Consider the following 16,842-nt stretch of genomic DNA (forward strand, 5'->3'; position numbering starts at 1 on the left):
ATCGCTCGAAATAACGAGCTAGGCTGCGAAAATGGAATCACTGTGGGGCATGACTCCAGTTTTAGGGGGCCTAGCCGCTTTTGCACGATAGATCAGCCCGTTCGCTTTTTTTGGCTAACTACCGTCCACTTTTGCGCGATTGCAATGTGCGGCGGACGACAGTTCGACACGAAGGCCCGCAAACCGTGGGCGTCTTCTGGCATCTAGCAGCCGGCTTGCAGCCACACGCCGCGCGGCCTGCGCGAAATAAATTCGGCGCAGTCGGCGCGGGAATGCCGCGCCGTCCGAATGGCAGTCAAAGCCGCGCCGCAAGCGGAGATCGCCGCCGTACGCGGCCGCCGGGACGGCATCCCGCTCCGCCGCGTCAAGGCCCGCCGGCCCCGTCGCCAAGGGGCTCACGGTTGCTAGTCCCGATCTTTGTATGCTATCATTTCCTTATTGTAGAATCGATCACCTATGGAGGTACCGCGTCATGTGGACGGTCATTTATATTGCGCCGACCGCCAAGATTGCGGAGCGGATCCAGAGCCGTCTGGAGGGCGAGGGCTTTCTCGTCCGGGTCCGGGCGATCAATCTGGTCAAGCCGCAATACGAGATATTGGTGCCTTCCGGTGAAGTGCAGGAAGTTCAAGAAGTGCTCGGCAGTATATTGCATATGTGACTCATGCGGCAGATTGCCGTCCTTTCGCGGGTCGGATCGTCCTATGCATGTCGCGCCTGATAGCTGCGGATTTCGTCCGCGCGGGTCGCGTTTTCTCCGTACGGTGCATCACCGTGCGGAGCACCGCCCGCCGCCGGCGGGACCGCCATTTTTGCGCCTTGTGAGGTGTCGCTGTGTTTAAGGATTTATTCCAGAAGAAGAAATATGCTACCGTACCTTCCGTCTCCCAGGCCCCCGCGGCAAGCGAGCGGCCGAAGCGCGAGATTCCCGAAGGACTGATGAATCGCTGTCCCAAGTGCGGCAACATCCAGTTCAGCAAGGAGTGGGAGAAAAACCTCAAGGTGTGCTCCACCTGCGGACATCATTCGCGCCTCAACGCCCTGGAGCGCATCGCGATGACGCTCGACGACGGGCGTTTTTTTGAGATCGACGCGGACCTTACCTCCGAGGATCCGCTTGAATTCCCGGGCTACAAGGCGAAGCTCGAGCAGCAGAAGGCAAGCTCCGGCTTGAAGGACGCGGTCGTCACGGGCGAAGGCGAGATCGGGGGCGTCCCGGTCGTCGTCGGCGTCATGAGCTTCGACTTTTTCAGCGGCAGCATGGGTTCCGTCGTCGGCGAGAAGGTGACGCGCGCCATCGAGCTTGCCGCCGCGAAGAAGCTTCCGCTGCTGCTGTTCTCCACATCGGGCGGCGCCCGGATGCAGGAGAGCATCCTCAGCCTGATGCAGATGGCGAAGACGAGCGCAGCGCTTGCGAAGTTCCAGGAGGAAGGCGGCTTGTTTATCTCAGTCTTCACCGATCCGACGCTCGGCGGCGTATCCGCCAGCTTCGCGAGCCTCGGCGATTATATTTTGGCCGAACCGGGCGCGATCGTCGGCTTTGCCGGACGCATCGTCATCGAGCAGACGATCCGCCAGAAGCTGCCCGACAACTTCCAGACGGCCGAGTTCAATCTCAAGCACGGCCAGCTGGACAAGGTCGTGCATCGCAAGGACATGAAGGCGTTTTTGACCAAGCTGCTGGAGATGCATGTCGGAGGAGGTGCTTCAGATGGACAATAAGCTCCCCTTCGAAGGCCCGTTGTCCGAGCAGCGCCGCAAGATCGACCATCTCAAAAAAGTCGGCGTCGAGCAGAACATCGACTTCAGCGAGGAGATCGCCCGGCTCGAAGAAGCTTACAAGAAGCTGGAAGACGAGATATACAGCAATCTGTCCGGCGCGCAGATCATGCATCTCGCCCGCGTGCACTCGAGGCCGACGACGCTCGATTACATCAACGAGATTTTCGAGGATTTTATCGAGCTTCACGGCGACCGGCTGTACGGAGACGATCTGGCGATCGTCGGCGGCATCGCGAAGCTTAATGGCGTGGCGGTGACGGTCGTCGGCCACCAACGGGGTAAAGATACGAAGGACAACATCCAGCGGTTTTTCGGCAGTCCGCATCCCGAAGGGTTCCGCAAGGCGCTGCGCTTCATGCAGCAGGCGAACAAGTTTGGCCGGCCGATCATCACCTTCATCGATACGAAGGGCGCCTATCCCGGCGACTCCGCCGAGGCCAGAGGGCAGTCCGAAGCGATCGCCCGCAACCTTAAGGAGATGGCCCTGCTGCGGGTGCCCGTCATCTGCGTCGTCATCGGCGAAGGCGGGAGCGGCGGCGCGCTGGCGCTTGGCGTCGGCAATCGCGTCCTGATGCTGGAAAATTCGATCTACTCGGTCATCTCGCCGAACGGAGCGGCGTCGATTCTCTGGAAGGACGCCTCCAAAGCCGATCAGGCCGCCGAAGCGATGAAGATCACGGCCAAGGACCTGCTCGAATTCGGCATTATCGAGGAGATCGTGCCCGAGCCCAAGGGCGGCGCCCATCTGGATCCCGTCCGGACGGCCGAAGCCGTCAAGACCGCGATCTGGCGCCATCTCGAGGAGCTGTCCGGCATGACGCCGGAGGCGCTCGTGGAGGACCGGTACCGCAAGTTCCGCAGCGTGGGCAAGTTCGCCGCGCCAGAGTTGGTATGAGCAAGGCCACGCGCCCTTCCGATCCTCGGACGGGCGTTCGGCATGATTTTTAACGCATCAATGCCGCTCGCGGCGTCTGAACAGGCGTCAGGGCGGATACAATCGGTGGTATACGGTATGATCCGTTCGCCCGACATCCAATGGAGGTTATCTTAACCATGCGCAAAACGAAAATCGTCTGTACGATCGGCCCATCCAGCGAATCGCTCGAAAACACCAAAAAACTCATCAACGCCGGTATGAACGTCGCCCGCCTGAACTTTTCCCACGGCGACTACGAGGAGCACGGCAACCGGATCAAAAATATCCGCCAGGCTTGCGAAGAACTGGGCAAGACGGTCGCCATCCTGCTTGACACCAAAGGCCCCGAGATTCGTCTCGGCAAGCTGAAGGAAGAGCCGATCGAGCTCGTCGCCGGCGAGCATATCACGCTGACGACCGAGGAGATTCTCGGCGACCGCGAGCGCATCCCGGTCACCTACAAGGACCTGCCGGGCGACGTCCACGTCGGCTCGACGATTCTGATCGACGACGGCCTCATCGGCCTGACGGTCACCAAGGTCGAAGGCACCGAGATCGAGTGCCAGATCGTCAACAGCGGCCCGATCAAGAGCAAGAAGGGCGTCAACGTGCCGGGCGTCGCCATCTCCATGCCGGGCATCACCGAGAAGGACGCCAACGACATCCGCTTCGGCATCGAGCAGGGCGTCGACTTCATTGCTGCCTCGTTCGTACGCCGCGCGAGCGACGTGCTCGAGATCCGCGAGCTGCTCGAGAAGCATGACGCGCGCTACATTCAGATCATTTCCAAGATCGAGAACCAGCAGGGCGTGGACAACCTCGACGAGATCCTCGAAGTGTCCGACGGCCTGATGGTCGCGCGGGGCGACCTGGGCGTCGAGATTCCGGCCGAGGAAGTGCCGCTCGTGCAAAAGCAAATGATCGAGAAGTGCAACCGCGTTGGCAAGCCGGTCATCACGGCGACCCAGATGCTCGACTCGATGCAGCGCAATCCGCGTCCGACGCGCGCCGAAGCGTCCGACGTCGCCAACGCCATCTTCGACGGCACCGACGCCATCATGCTGTCCGGCGAGACGGCCGCAGGCAAGTACCCGGTAGAATCGGTCCAGACGATGTCCCGCATCGCCGAGCGCGCCGAGTCCGCGCTTCGCTACCGCGAGATTTTCACGAAGCAGGCCGAAGCTCAGCAGACGACCGTCACCGAAGCGATCAGCCAGGCGGTCGCCAACTCGTCGCTCGACCTGAACGCCAAGGCGATCGTGACCTCCACGGAGAGCGGCTACACGGCGCGGATGGTATCCAAGTACCGTCCGAAGTCTCCGATCATCGCAGTGACGCCGGTCGAGCAGGTTCGCCGTCGCCTGCAGCTCGTATGGGGCGTCATCACGGTGGACGGCAAGTCGGCTTCCACGATCGACGAGATGGTCGACATCGCCGTACAAGGCGCGATCCACTCCGGCCTCGTGCGCCTCGGCGACACGGTCATTATCACGGCGGGCGTGCCGGTAGGCCGTTCGGGCACGACGAACCTGATCAAGATCCACAACATCGGCGAACTGATCGCCAAAGGTCAGGGCATCGGCTCGCAGAGCGCGACCGGACGCGTCGTCGTCGCGACGTCGCCGGACGAAGCTGTCAGCAAGATGACGGAGGGCGCCATCCTTGTCACCCCGGCGACGGACAGGGAGTATATGCCTGCGATTCAGCAAGCCGCGGCCGTCATCACCGAGACGGGCGGCATCACTTCGCATACGGCGGTCGTCGGCCTGAACCTCGGCATCCCGGTCATCATCGGCGTCGAGAACGCAACCCAGCTGCTGCACGACGGCATGGAGATCACGCTGTACGCGGAGCACGGCGTCATCTACACCGGACAAGCCAAGGTACTCTAATACGACGGCTAATACACGGCAACGAACATCGGGACGACAGACGGAGCAAGCTCCGCTTGCGTCCCTTTCTTTTATGCACACAAGGAGGACTTAAGCAATGGCAAGCGCATGGCTCCTGCACCCGCTAAGAGTGAGGTACCAGGAATGCGACCAGATGGGCGTCGTTTATCACGCGAATTACGTGAACTGGTTCGAGATCGGGCGAACCGAATGGGTGAGGCGCATCGGCTGCGATTACCGGGAGATCGAGTCCAAAGGGCTGCTTCTGCCGCTCGTCAAGCTCGACGTCAACTTCGTGCAGCCGGCCCGTTACGACGATTGGGTGACGGTGTGCACGCGGGTCGCGGACAAGACGGCGCTGCGGATCGAGTTCGAATCGCGGATTATGAAGGGCGACCTGACGGAGAGCGTCGGACGCGTGTCCAAGGAAGATCCGGAGGGCGAACTGCTCGTATCGGGCGGTACCAAGCATGTCTGGGTGAACAAGCAATGGAAGCCGGTGCGGCTCGACCGGGAGCTGCCGGAGGTGTGGGCTGCCTTCAAGGCATTGGCCGAAGCTTAACCGGGCAAGAGAGACGCGCATTCGACGCCTTTTAACGATATCCCCTTCGGTCAGGAACGCCGTGCCTTCCGCGGTCCGCTGCAACGCCGCTTCCTGCGCAGCCGTATAAGAGAAGACGAGAGGAGAGTTTGCCATGCTGCTAAAACGCTTGATGTGGTTCGCAATCGTCTTCGTGCTGCTGGAGGCGTGCGGCATTTATATGATGCAACGATGGATCGGCGGCTGGCCGGCCTTCCTGCTGCTGCTCGCGGGCGCCGTCGTCGGCGCGCTGCTGATGCAATCCGAAGGCCGCAAAGTGTGGGGCGAAGCGCGTCGTCAGCTATCGTCCGGCCAAATGCCGGGCCACGCGATCCTGGACGGTATCTGCGTGCTCGCGGGCGGATTGCTGCTGATCGTGCCGGGCTTTTTGTCGGACCTCGTCGGTCTCGCGATGCTGCTGCCGTGGACGCGCTCGCTGTTCAGGCTCGGTCTTTACGGCTGGCTGGCCGGCAAGGTGCAGTCCGGGGCGTTTCGGATATCGGGCGGCGGATTTCGAAGGTTCTGAAGACGGAGAAGGTGGCGAAAAAAATCAGAACCGCTCGATTTTACATTCCCTTCACGTTCGATTGACGCTGCGATAACATCCCACTAACATAATGGTCATAAGACTGTAGCTCCATATATTGCAGCGCAATGGTTCGATTTGAAAAGGGGAGAGCGAGACGCATGCACGGATCCCAGAAATACATTAACCGTGATCTCAGCTGGACGGAATTCAACCGGCGCGTTCTGGAGGAAGCCGAGGACCCCGGCACGCCGCTGCTCGAGAGATTTCAATTTTTATCGATCGTGGCGAGCAACCTCGACGAGTTCATGAGCGTCCGCGTAGCCGGACTGCGCGAGCAGCTCAAGGCCGGCTTCAACAAGCCGGACTTTACCGGCTACACGCAAGGCGGCTTGCTGAAGCGGCTGTCCAAGCGGATCGGGCGAATGGTGAAGCTCCAGTACAAAACCTACAGAGAATTGCTGCGCCTGCTTTCCAAGGAAAATGTTGCGATCGCGTCCTGGGCCGATCTGAACGAAGAGCAGCAAGCGGCGATGGCGGTTTATTTTCAGGAGATCGTCTTTCCGGTATTGACGCCGATGGCGGTGGACACGAGCCGCCCCTTCCCGCTGCTGCACAACAAGGAGCTGTATCTGGCGGTCGTGCTCAGACCCGAGGACATGGTCGGGCATGACCAGGAGAACGGCATTTATTTTGCGATCGTGCAGGTGCCGTCCATCCTTAAAAGAACGATCGAAGTCGCCAAGCGCAAAGGAAGCCGCAAAAACGCTTATTTGCTCCTGGAGGAGCTGATCCGGGTGCAGATCGGACAGCTGTTCAGCGGCTACGTGACCGAATCGGTGCATGCTTTTCGCGTGACGCGCAATGCCGACCTTGCGCTGAACGAAGAAGGCGCGGAGGACCTGCTCAAGGAGATGGAGAAGGAGCTGCGCCGCAGGCGGAGAGGATTCCCCGTGCGCCTCGAGATCGAGAAGGGAATGTCGGTTCAAGCCAGAGAGCTGCTTATGGAGGAGCTCGAGATCGGCGATGAGGAAATATTCGAGATCGACGGTCCGCTCGACCTGACGTTTCTCTCGAAGTTCACGGGATCGCTTCCGAACATGGAGCAGCTGCGCTATCCGCCGATCGAGCCGGTCTATCCCGCCGCCTTCGACGTGTCGGAAGACATCCTGTCGGTGCTGCGGGAGCGGGGAGACGCGCTCGTCTATCATCCGTACGAATCGTTCGAGGTCGTTAACGACTTTATCAGCGAGGCCGCGGAGGATCCGGACGTGCTGGCGATCAAAATGACGCTCTATCGGGTCAGCGTCAACTCGGTGCTCGTTCAGGCGCTCGCGAGAGCCGCCGAGTCCGGCAAGCAGGTGACGGTCGTCGTCGAGATCAAGGCCAGATTCGACGAAGCGCGCAACATTGCGTGGGCCAAGCAGCTTGAGCGCGCGGGCTGTCATGTCGTCTACGGCCTGGTCGGCCTGAAGACGCATGCCAAGATCACGCTTGTCGTGCGTCGGGAGGCCGGCTCGCTGCGGCGGTACGTGCACGTTGGTACCGGCAACTATAACGAAAACACGGCCAAACTGTACACGGACGCCGGACTGTTCACCTGTCATCCGTGGATCGGCGCGGACGCATCGGCGCTGTTTAACGAGATGACCGGCTACTCTACGCCGCACGACTGGCGCGCGTTCGCGGTCGCGCCCGCGGGTCTGCGCCCCCGGCTGTACGAGCTGATCGACCGCGAGATCACCAGCGCGAAGCAGGGCAAGCCGGCGCGAATCGTTGCCAAGATCAATTCCCTGTCCAGCCAGCCTATGGTAGATAAGCTGTACGAGGCGTCGCAGGCCGGCGTCAAGGTAGATTTGATCGTGCGCGGCGTATGCTGCCTGCGTCCCGGCGTGCCGGGCTTAAGCGACAACGTGCGCGTCGTCAGCATCGTGGATCGTTTTCTCGAGCACGCCCGCATCCTGTACGTGTCCGCGGACGGCGAGGACGAGGTATTCATCTCGAGCGCGGACTGGATGAGCCGCAACCTGAGCCGGCGCGTCGAGCTGCTCTGCCCGGTATACGACCGCGGCCTCCGGCTCGCGCTTCGCAACATGCTTGAGCTGAACCTGCAGGACAACGTCAAAGCCAGGGAGCTCCTGCCTTCCGGCGGCTACGTTCGCGTCCAGAACGAGCATCGGCCGCTTCGCAGCCAGTTCGCTTCCTGCGACATTCCGCTTTGGAAGACGGTCGCCGACTCCAAAGATTTCACATGAATAACTAATTCGTCTAATCTGCCATTTACATTCCCGGCATAAGATAATATTGCGGGATGGAAATGGAGAGGAGGGACGAGGATGATCGAATTCGATGTCATCGTCGGCGGCGAAGTCAAGGAGACGCTGAGACCGAACACGTCGCGGCTGAAGGAAGTGTACGACTACATCAACGAGCAGATGAAGCTGATGCGAGGGAAGTACGGCTACGAAGTCCGAGTGATGCGCAGAATTTTATATTAAAAAAAAGGAAGCCCGCAGGCGTCCTTTTTTTTATGAACGAATAGGTAGCGACGATTCGAACGCGAGCTAGATGAGTCGCAGCGAAGGCGCGAGTCCCCAACATTTCTTGAAGTCCTTGGCAAGCGCAAGCACCTCGGTCGTCTCGACGGGCAGCGCATGGCTGGCCGCGGCTTCCAGCAGCAGACGACCGCCGCCGCCGGCGACATGCAGCGACGTGATCGCCTGGGATTCGCTGCGATCCAGCGCCGCCGCCAGCTGCAGCAGCATGCCGAGCTTGGCGCAGAGCTCCTCGTCGCCGGGACGAACGAGCGCCCGATAGGCGGACAGGCTGCGTTTCAGCGCATTTGCATTGCGGTAGGAGGCGATTGCCGCGACGAGCAGCTTTTCGCGATGGGACATGCCGTTCCAGTGCGCGTGCATAAGAATGTAGAACGTATGCTGGGCGCAGTCGTTGTAATCGAGCACGGCTCCGATGCGGAACAGCCGGGAGGCTGCGCTCAGCAGCCTGCGCCATTCGGCGGGCGTTTCGACGCCCGACGCGAGCTGGTCGTACAGCGCGAGCGAGAGCCGGTTCACCTGATCGAGATGGCTCGGCGGCGCTCCGGGGTACAGGGCGCGCAGATTGCGAATGCTCTCTTCCGCGACGGCGTCGTCGCCGTCCATCTGCAGATCGGGCAGGCAAGTGTCGTAGAACAAGCCGTCGCGGAGGCCCGCGCCGCATACGACGATGCCGGATGAGCGGCACGCGCGCAGCACGGCTTGCAAGATGACGAGCCCGGGGACGATGACGTCCGCGCGGTCCTTGGACAAGCCGGGCAGCTTCCTGCGCTTATCGACCGTCAGCGGCGCGAGCAGGTCGACGGAGACGTCCAGACTGGCGGACGAGATCTCGTAGCCGTGCAGGTTGGCAAAGGGATATTCGTCCAGCCGCTGCCGTAGCTTGCCGAGCGCGCGCACGGTGCCTCCCAGTCCGATGATCGGAAGTCCGGGCTGCCCGGAGATCCACGCTTGGGCCGACAGCTTGTCCAAAATGTCGGACTCCATCGCATCGAGCGTCGACTTGGCGACGGGGCCTTCGCCGAGCTCGAACCGGGTAGACGTATTGACGCAGCCGATGGGAAACGAGACCGAAGAGACGATCTCGCGATTGCGGAGCAGCGTGATCTCCGTGCTGCCGCCGCCGATATCGACGACGAAGCCGTCCTCGATGTTCATCGTCCGAAGCATGGCGAGGCTGCCGAGCCGGGCTTCCTCTTCGCCGGGGAGCAGCTCAATGACAAGGCCCGTCTCCTCGAAAAGCGCGGACAGCGCCTGGTCCCGGTTCGTCGCTTGGCGCACCGCGGCGGTCGCGACCGTGCGGATGCGCTCCACGCCGTGGATGCGGCAGATGCGCTTGTAGTGGCGCAGCACCTCGCCGAGCTCGGACACGGCTTCGGCAGGCAGCCTGCCGTCCGCCGTCAGGCGCTGGCTGAGCCTGGCCGGCCAACGGCCTTGATCGATGACGCGGTAGGCGCCATCCTCGGTCACGCGGTAGACCGACAGACGAACCGTATTGGAACCGATATCGATCATGCCCGTCGTTTGGGCTGTAAATGGCATAAGATCCTCCTCCGGCAGCGTTCGCGCTGAACGCTGTTATCGTTCTATTCTATCATCACCGGCCGCCGCGCAAAAGCGCCGGGCGCGCTGCAATGGGCGAGTGGGCATAATTCCGCGGAGCGCTTGGACACAATACGTGTAACATCAGCCAGCGCGGGGAGGATCTTATGGAAAAATCCAAGTATTACGTATCGGTCCAGGCCAGGACGATCAATACGCATCGCGGCGACGCCGCCTACGAGTTCGAGATCGAGGCGGGCGAAGAAGAGCTCGTGCAGCTTCAGGAGCTGTTCGATTCGATGGACGAATTCGACCAAGCCGGCTATTGGCGGGCCCATCAACCTTTTTTGGAATACAGCCACGATCCGGAAAACGACGGCTACGATTATTATTTGAAGGAAATCTATCGCCGCTTGAGCGATTGGGGCACGGAGGAGACGAAGCGCCATATTGCGACGATGGACGTCGATACGATTTGAGGCTCGGACCTGTACCGATCCTGCCGCCCGCGCGGCGATCCGAATGCTTCGGAATCGCCGCGCCGACGCGTCAACGCGCGAATGTGAGAGTATTCGTCTATATATGCGATAAAGCATTTTTATGCTTCGTTCGGTTCCATTCGCAATTGAAATCGTTTATCATTGAATAAGGCTTTAAAAACCGAAAGTAATTAGGGCTCCATGCGGATGAAGCGGAAGCGAGCCTGAGGGCACATCCGAACCGCCGGCCCTGAATTCCGTAAAGCGCATCGTGCGCTTATTTGATTCGTTATCTTGGGATTGAAGGAGAGAGAACCATGACAGCTACCAAAGGACTTGAAGGAATCGTCGCCGCATCCTCGTCCATCAGTTCCATTATCGACGGCGTGCTGACGTATCGCGGGTACAACATCGACGAGCTGGCCGAGAAGGCGAGCTTCGAAGAGGTCGCATATCTGCTTTGGAACGGCAAGCTCCCGACGCAAAGCGAGCTGGACGCGCTGAAGTCGCAGCTTGGCGAAGCGGCGGCGGTGCCTGCCGAAGTTATCGACGGCCTTCGTCTTTATCCGAAGGACGCGAACTCGATGGCGGCGCTCCGCACGGCCGTATCCAGTCTGGCGCTGTACGATGCCGAGGCGAACGATCCGGGCAAGGAAGCGAACTATCGCAAGGCGATCAAGCTGCAAGCCCAGATGGGCACCGTGATCGCCGCCTTCGCGCGCCTGCGCCAAGGCAAGGAGCCCGTCGCGCCGAAGTCCGGCGTCGGCGTCGCGCACAACTTCCTGTACATGCTGACCGGCGAAGAGCCGTCCGAAGTGGCGGTCACCGCGCTCGACAAGGCGCTCGTTCTGCACGCGGACCACGAGCTTAACGCTTCGACGTTCGCGGCGCGCGTCACCGTCGCGACGCTGTCCGACATCTACTCCGGCGTCACGTCCGCGATCGGCGCGCTGAAGGGCCCGCTGCACGGCGGCGCCAACGAAGCGGTCATGGTCATGCTGGACGAGATCGGCACGCTGGACAATGTCGAGCCGTACATCCAGAACAAGCTGAACAACAAAGAGAAAATCATGGGCTTCGGCCACCGCGTCTACCGGACGGGCGACCCGCGCGCCAAGCATCTGCAGCAAATGTCCAAAAACCTGAGCGAGCTGAACGGCGACAGCCGTCTGTACGACATGTCCGTCCGCATCGAGGAGCTCGTGACCAGCCAGAAGGGGCTGAAGCCGAACGTCGACTTCTACTCGGCTTCCTGCTACACGCTGCTCGGCATTCCGCGCGACCTGTTTACGCCGATCTTCGCCATCAGCCGTGTGTCCGGCTGGACCGCGCACATCCTCGAGCAGCTCGCGGACAATCGTCTGATTCGCCCGCGCGCCGAGTATGTCGGTCCGGTCGACCAGCACTACGTGCCGGTCGACGAGCGTTAATCGACCGCTCCAGGCAAACGGCGTGCCGTACGACCATCCGGTTGTGCAGCGCGCCGGTTTGACGCGCGTTTCCGCGCGCCTATGAGGGCACGGCGCGCAGATGTTTGCATCCTTTTCCACCATCACTTTTAATTCCAGGAGGCTACCCATCCATGCAACTCGAAAAATTCGAACTGCCGCAAGCCGGCGAACCGATCAAAGTCGACCAAAACGGCGTCCTGAACGTCCCTAACAATCCGATCATTCCGTTCATTGAGGGCGACGGCACGGGACGCGACATCTGGCGCGCTTCCAAGCGCGTGCTCGACGCAGCCGTCGAGAAAGCGTACGGCGGCGAAAAGCAAATCGCCTGGTACGAAGTGTTCGCCGGCGAAAAGGCGTTCAACGCTTACGGCGAATGGCTGCCTGCCGACACGCTGACCGCGATCCGCGAATACATCATCGCGATCAAGGGCCCGCTGACGACGCCGATCGGCGGCGGCATCCGTTCCCTGAACGTTGCGCTTCGCCAGGAGCTTGATCTGTACGTGTGCCTGCGTCCGGTTCGCTACTTCGACGGCGTGCCTTCGCCGGTCAAGCGTCCCGAGCTGGTCGACATGGTCATCTTCCGCGAAAACACCGAGGACATCTACGCCGGCATCGAGTATCAAGCGGAGACGGCCGACGCGAAGAAGGTCATCGAGTTCCTGCAGCAGCAAATGGGCGTCAAAAAGATCCGCTTCCCCGAGACTTCGGGCATCGGCATCAAGCCGGTATCCAAGGACGGCTCCGAGCGTCTGATCCGCGCCGCGATCGAATATGCGATCAAGCACAAACGCAAGTCGGTCACGCTCGTGCACAAGGGCAACATCATGAAGTTCACCGAGGGTGCGTTCAAGAACTGGGGCTACGAGCTGGCCGAGCGCGAATTCGGCGACCAAGTATTCACCTGGAACCAATACGACGCGATCAAGGCGGAGCAAGGCGAAGAAGCGGCTAACGCTGCGCAAAAGTCCGCGCTGGCCGAAGGCAAGATCCTCGTGAAGGACGCCATCGCCGACATCGCGCTGCAGCAAGTGCTGACGCGTCCGACGGACTTCGACGTCATCGCGACGCTGAACCTGAACGGCGACTACCTGTCCGACGCCCTGGCTGCCCAAGTCGGCGGCATCGGCATCGCCCCTGGCGCGAACATCAACTACATGACCGGCCACGCGATCTTCGAAGCGACGCACGGCACCGCGCCGAAGTACGCCGACAAGGACGTCGTCAACCCGGGCTCCGTCATCCTGTCCGGCGTCATGATGTTCGAGCACCTTGGCTGGCTTGAAGCGGCCGACCTGATCTACAAGGGTCTGGAAAAGTCCATCAACAGCAAGATCGTCACGTACGACTTCGCCCGTCTGATGGAAGGCGCGACCGAGGTTAAGTGCTCGGCGTTTGCGGATGAGATCATCAAGAATATGTAGTATTTATCGGGGGCTTGCCCCCGTATCCCCCTTCCCCTGCACAACCCCCTAGATCCCCCTTCAAAGGGGGACTCCGAGGGCGCTGCCCTCTGGACACCCTGCCGAATAACGGTTGGGGGACAGAGGCGCAATGGCGAGGGAATGCCGGGGGAGAATAGCTTGAATGACAGTCCTCTTTGTCGGTGCTTACGTGTCGGCGAGGGGGATTGTTGTTTTTCGGGGCGGGTAACCTATTCGTGAGGAACTTTTAGGAGGGAATTCGAATGGCAATGAAACGGGCGAAAATTACGGTCGTGGGCGCGGGATTTACGGGGGCGACGACGGCGTTGATGCTGGCGCAGAAGGAGCTCGGGGACGTCGTGCTGGTCGACATTCCGCAGCTTGAAAATCCGACGAAGGGCAAGGCGCTGGATATGGCCGAAGCGGCTCCGGTGCAAGGCTTCGACGCCAAGATCGTCGGCACCTCGGACTATGCCGATGCGGCCGATTCGGACGTCGTCATCATTACGGCGGGCATCGCGCGCAAGCCGGGTATGAGCCGCGACGATCTTGTGAGCACGAACGCGGGCATCGTCAGGTCCGTCTGCGAAAACGTGAAGGCGACCAGTCCGAACGCCTACGTCATCATCCTTTCCAACCCGGTCGATGCGATGACCTACGTCGCCAACAAGGCGCTCGGGTTTCCTAAAAATCGCGTCATCGGCCAATCCGGCGTCCTGGATACCGCCCGCTACAATGCATTCCTAGCGCAGGCGCTGAACGTGTCCGTCGAAGACGTACGCGGCGTCGTGCTCGGCGGACACGGCGACGACATGGTGCCGCTCGTGCGCTACACGACGGTCGGCGGCATCCCCGTCGAACAGCTGCTACCCAAGGACCAGATTGATGCGATCGTCGCGCGGACGCGCGTCGGCGGCGGCGAGATCGTCAGCTTGCTCGGCAACGGGAGCGCCTACTATGCGCCGGCCGCTTCGCTCGTCCAGATGACCGAGGCGATCCTGAAGGACAAGAAGCGCATTCTGCCCGTCATCGCCCTGCTGCAAGGCGAATACGGCTACGACGATCTGTTCATGGGCGTGCTGGCCGTGCTCGGCGGAGACGGCATCGAGAAGGTTATTGAGCTCGATCTGACCTTGGACGAGAAGACTGCGCTCGCCAAGTCCGCGGAGTCGGTCCGCAGTGTCATCCGGATCGTCGAAAATGCCTGATCTTGCCTGAACGAATATACGGCAGCTTGCGCTTGGCTTCGACTCCAAGGTCCGACGACCTTGGAGTTGTTTATGCCGTGACGCAGCGAACGAGCGAAGGAGTTGATCCGATTGTCATCGGAAGTGTATGAGGCCAGGCGAGATCGTCTTGTTTCTTATTTGGAAAAGGAAGGGATTCGAATCGGCCTGGTGACTTCGCCCACGAACGTCGCCTACCTCACGGGCTTCGTTTGCAACCCGCACGAGCGATTTCTGGCGCTTGCGCTGGACAGCGCGAATCGCGCTGCGAAGCTGTTCGTGCCGCTGCTGGACGCGTCGGCGGCCGAAGAAGCGGCGTCCGGCCTTGCGATCGTGCCGATCTCGGACGTCGACGACGCCTACGCGGTGCTGGGCGAGCAGATGCCCGCAGCAAGCGCGGCTTCGATAGGCGTCGAGAAAGGTACCGTCTCGCTCGCCAAGGCGGAACGGCTTCAGTCGGTTTATCCCGGCGCAGGCTTTGCCGATCTGGAGCAAGCGATTCTGGACATGCGGATCGTGAAGAGCGCAGACGAGATCGGTCGGATTCAGCGGGCGGTCGATATCGTCGAGGGTGCGCTGGCGCACGCCGTTTCGCAAGTTCGCATCGGGATGACCGAGCTTCAACTGGCTGCGGAGATCGAGCGCAAGATGAGAGAGCTCGGCGCGGATCGTCCGGCCTTCGAGACGATCGTGCTCACGGGACCGCGTTCGGCGCTGCCTCATGGCGTGCCGGGTCCGCATGCGATCCGCAGAGGCGACTTCCTGCTCATCGATATCGGCGTACAGGCAGACGGCTATTGCTCGGACATCACGCGGACCTTCGTCGTCGGCGAAGCTTCGGAGGAGCAGCGCGCCATATACGAAGCGGTGCTTGCCGCCAACGAAGCGGGCATTGCTGCATCCGCAGCGGGCGTACCTGTATCGGCAGTCGATGCTGCGGCGCGGGAGACGATCGGGAAGGCCGGCTTCGGACCGCTGTTCACGCATCGGGTCGGGCATGGCTTCGGCATGGATATCCACGAGCAGCCGTCCATGTCGGGTACGAACGGCACGCCATTGGCGCCGGGGATGGTATTTACGGTCGAACCTGGCGTCTATGATTCGGTCGTCGGCGGCGTACGAATCGAAGACGATGTCTATATCCGGGAAGACGGCACGGCCGGCGTGCTTACGCGTTACCCGAAGCAATTGTCCGTTATCCAGGCGGATCAACTTTAAGGAGGGCTCTACATTGAGCGAATTTGCGCAAAAGCTGGACCGCTATGCGGCGCTCATCGTCAAGGTCGGCGCCAACGTGCAGCCGGGCCAGACGGTGGCGGTCAACGCGTCCCTGGACAGCGCGGAGCTGGCAAGGCTGGTCGTCCGTAAAGCGTACGAGGCCGGCGCGCGCAGCGTGAAGGTATTTTGGACGGACGAGGTCGTCACGAGGCTGAAGTACGATCTGGCGCCGGACGAAGCTTTCCTGGAAGAGCCCAAGTGGTCTGCAGCCGAAAAGCTGGAGCTGGCCCGCGCGGGAGCTGCGTCGATCAATCTGATGTCGGACGATCCGGATTTGCTGAGCGGCGTGCCCGGCGAGCGGATCGCCAACGCCCAGAAAGCGGCGAGCCGGGTCATGAAGGACTATCGCGTGCTGTCCCGCGGCTTCAAGTTCAGCTGGACGATCGCGACCGCACCTTCGAAGGGATGGGCGGACAAAGTATTTCCCGACGCGCCCGAGTCCGATCGGATCGGACTGCTGTGGGAAGCGATCTTCAAGCTTGTGCGCGCGGACCGCGAGGACACGCTGGCCGCATGGGAGACGCATCTTTCCGAGCTGAAGCGCAGGGCCGATATTCTGAATGCCAAGCAGTATCGCGCACTGCGTTACGCGGCGCCGGGCACGGACCTGACGATCGAGCTTCCGACCGACCATATCTGGCTCGGCGGGCGCAAGCAGAACGCCGACGGCGTCTGGTTCGTGCCGAACCTGCCGACGGAAGAGGTGTATACGGCGCCGAAGCGCGACGGTGTGCGAGGCACCGTGTCGAGCACAAAGCCGCTGAGCTACGCCGGACAGATCATCGACGGCTTCTCCTTTGAATTCGAAGGAGGCAGGGCGGTTCGCACTTCCGCGGCGAAGGGCGCCGAAGCGCTCGCCACGCTCGTTCAAATGGACGAAGGCGCCGCGTATCTCGGCGAAGTCGCGCTAGTGCCGCATCGGTCGCCGATCTCGGACAGCGGCCTGCTGTTTTACAAGACGCTGTTCGACGAGAATGCGTCTTGTCATCTGGCCGTTGGCGGCGCTTATTCGGCTTGCATCGCGGGCGGGGCCGACATGAGCCAGGAGGAGCTGGCGGCTCGCGGGCTGAACAACAGCACTGTCCACACCGACTTCATGGTCGGCTCGGGCGAGCTGGACATTTTCGGCGTGAACGCGGACGGCGGCGAAGAGCCGGTATTTATTAAAGGGGCATGGGCGTTTTAAAA

At 61.3% G+C, this 16,842-nt stretch carries 15 protein-coding genes; 14 read left to right on the forward strand and 1 reads right to left on the reverse strand.

What is annotated here, in order from left to right:
• The first annotated feature begins 472 nt into the window (after window positions 1–472).
• The 8 genes from KVT38_RS27205 (at window position 473) to KVT38_RS27240 (ending at window position 8,194) form a co-directional block, all read left to right on the forward strand.
• A complete protein-coding gene (locus KVT38_RS27205) occupies window positions 473–661 on the forward strand; it encodes a glutamate decarboxylase (RefSeq protein WP_090109932.1) in 189 nt (62 codons plus the stop codon).
• Between the two features lie 173 nt (window positions 662–834).
• Window positions 835–1,722, forward strand: coding sequence for an acetyl-CoA carboxylase, carboxyltransferase subunit beta (gene accD, locus KVT38_RS27210; RefSeq protein WP_217596899.1), 888 nt, complete (start codon window positions 835–837; stop codon window positions 1,720–1,722).
• Complete coding sequence (locus tag KVT38_RS27215) at window positions 1,712–2,677, forward strand: acetyl-CoA carboxylase carboxyltransferase subunit alpha (protein ID WP_217596900.1); 966 nt, start codon at window positions 1,712–1,714, stop codon at window positions 2,675–2,677. The genes accD and KVT38_RS27215 overlap by 11 nt, the downstream gene beginning before the upstream one ends.
• A gap of 158 nt (window positions 2,678–2,835) precedes the next feature.
• Window positions 2,836–4,590: a pyruvate kinase gene (pyk, locus tag KVT38_RS27220; protein ID WP_217596901.1), complete on the forward strand. Its 1,755-nt coding sequence runs from the start codon at window positions 2,836–2,838 to the stop codon at window positions 4,588–4,590.
• Between the two features lie 97 nt (window positions 4,591–4,687).
• Entirely contained in the window at window positions 4,688–5,152 is a 465-nt protein-coding gene (locus KVT38_RS27225; protein ID WP_217596902.1) for an acyl-CoA thioesterase, read from the forward strand.
• 133 nt (window positions 5,153–5,285) lie between these two features.
• Window positions 5,286–5,696, forward strand: coding sequence for an FxsA family protein (locus tag KVT38_RS27230; protein ID WP_254639597.1), 411 nt, complete (start codon window positions 5,286–5,288; stop codon window positions 5,694–5,696).
• 161 nt (window positions 5,697–5,857) lie between these two features.
• Window positions 5,858–7,951, forward strand: a complete 2,094-nt coding sequence (gene ppk1, locus KVT38_RS27235) for a polyphosphate kinase 1 (RefSeq protein ID WP_217596903.1) — start codon at window positions 5,858–5,860, stop codon at window positions 7,949–7,951.
• An 81-nt stretch (window positions 7,952–8,032) separates the two neighbouring features.
• Entirely contained in the window at window positions 8,033–8,194 is a 162-nt protein-coding gene (locus KVT38_RS27240) for a mechanosensitive ion channel protein MscL (RefSeq protein ID WP_090109908.1), read from the forward strand.
• Between the two features lie 66 nt (window positions 8,195–8,260).
• Here KVT38_RS27240 and KVT38_RS27245 read toward each other — a convergent pair whose 3' ends face one another.
• On the reverse strand, window positions 8,261–9,793 hold the full coding sequence (locus tag KVT38_RS27245) for a Ppx/GppA phosphatase family protein (protein WP_217596904.1): 1,533 nt from the start codon (window positions 9,791–9,793) through the stop codon (window positions 8,261–8,263).
• A 167-nt stretch (window positions 9,794–9,960) separates the two neighbouring features.
• On the opposite strand from KVT38_RS27245, the gene KVT38_RS27250 reads away from it, so the two are divergent.
• From KVT38_RS27250 to KVT38_RS27275, 6 genes are all read left to right on the forward strand, one after another.
• On the forward strand, window positions 9,961–10,272 hold the full coding sequence (locus KVT38_RS27250) for a hypothetical protein (protein ID WP_217596905.1): 312 nt from the start codon (window positions 9,961–9,963) through the stop codon (window positions 10,270–10,272).
• Between the two features lie 317 nt (window positions 10,273–10,589).
• Window positions 10,590–11,702, forward strand: a complete 1,113-nt coding sequence (gene citZ, locus KVT38_RS27255) for a citrate synthase (RefSeq protein WP_217596906.1) — start codon at window positions 10,590–10,592, stop codon at window positions 11,700–11,702.
• 152 nt (window positions 11,703–11,854) lie between these two features.
• Window positions 11,855–13,150, forward strand: coding sequence for an NADP-dependent isocitrate dehydrogenase (icd, locus tag KVT38_RS27260; protein ID WP_217596907.1), 1,296 nt, complete (start codon window positions 11,855–11,857; stop codon window positions 13,148–13,150).
• Window positions 13,151–13,413: 263 nt separating this feature from the next.
• Entirely contained in the window at window positions 13,414–14,358 is a 945-nt protein-coding gene (gene mdh / locus KVT38_RS27265; protein WP_217596908.1) for a malate dehydrogenase, read from the forward strand.
• A gap of 111 nt (window positions 14,359–14,469) precedes the next feature.
• The gene (locus KVT38_RS27270) at window positions 14,470–15,594 is read left to right on the forward strand and encodes a M24 family metallopeptidase (RefSeq protein ID WP_254639598.1); all 1,125 of its coding nucleotides are present in this window, start codon (window positions 14,470–14,472) and stop codon (window positions 15,592–15,594) included.
• Between the two features lie 13 nt (window positions 15,595–15,607).
• Entirely contained in the window at window positions 15,608–16,840 is a 1,233-nt protein-coding gene (locus KVT38_RS27275; protein ID WP_217596910.1) for an aminopeptidase, read from the forward strand.
• The last annotated feature ends 2 nt before the right edge of the window (window positions 16,841–16,842 follow it).

The organism is Cohnella sp. GbtcB17, from assembly GCF_019091135.1.
Taxonomy (GTDB): domain Bacteria; phylum Bacillota; class Bacilli; order Paenibacillales; family Paenibacillaceae; genus Cohnella.

What these genes read in the sequence shown, in the direction of transcription:
- KVT38_RS27205 (WP_090109932.1), top strand. Translation starts at nt 473, where the DNA reads ATGTGGACGGTCATTTATATTGCGCCGACCGCCAAGATTGCGGAGCGG.
- KVT38_RS27215 (WP_217596900.1), top strand. Translation starts at nt 1,712, where the DNA reads ATGGACAATAAGCTCCCCTTCGAAGGCCCGTTGTCCGAGCAGCGCCGC.
- pyk (WP_217596901.1), top strand. Translation starts at nt 2,836, where the DNA reads ATGCGCAAAACGAAAATCGTCTGTACGATCGGCCCATCCAGCGAATCG.
- KVT38_RS27225 (WP_217596902.1), top strand. Translation starts at nt 4,688, where the DNA reads ATGGCAAGCGCATGGCTCCTGCACCCGCTAAGAGTGAGGTACCAGGAA.
- KVT38_RS27230 (WP_254639597.1), top strand. Translation starts at nt 5,286, where the DNA reads ATGCTGCTAAAACGCTTGATGTGGTTCGCAATCGTCTTCGTGCTGCTG.
- ppk1 (WP_217596903.1), top strand. Translation starts at nt 5,858, where the DNA reads ATGCACGGATCCCAGAAATACATTAACCGTGATCTCAGCTGGACGGAA.
- KVT38_RS27240 (WP_090109908.1), top strand. Translation starts at nt 8,033, where the DNA reads ATGATCGAATTCGATGTCATCGTCGGCGGCGAAGTCAAGGAGACGCTG.
- KVT38_RS27245 (WP_217596904.1), bottom strand. Translation starts at nt 9,793, where the DNA reads ATGCCATTTACAGCCCAAACGACGGGCATGATCGATATCGGTTCCAAT.
- KVT38_RS27250 (WP_217596905.1), top strand. Translation starts at nt 9,961, where the DNA reads ATGGAAAAATCCAAGTATTACGTATCGGTCCAGGCCAGGACGATCAAT.
- citZ (WP_217596906.1), top strand. Translation starts at nt 10,590, where the DNA reads ATGACAGCTACCAAAGGACTTGAAGGAATCGTCGCCGCATCCTCGTCC.
- icd (WP_217596907.1), top strand. Translation starts at nt 11,855, where the DNA reads ATGCAACTCGAAAAATTCGAACTGCCGCAAGCCGGCGAACCGATCAAA.
- mdh (WP_217596908.1), top strand. Translation starts at nt 13,414, where the DNA reads ATGGCAATGAAACGGGCGAAAATTACGGTCGTGGGCGCGGGATTTACG.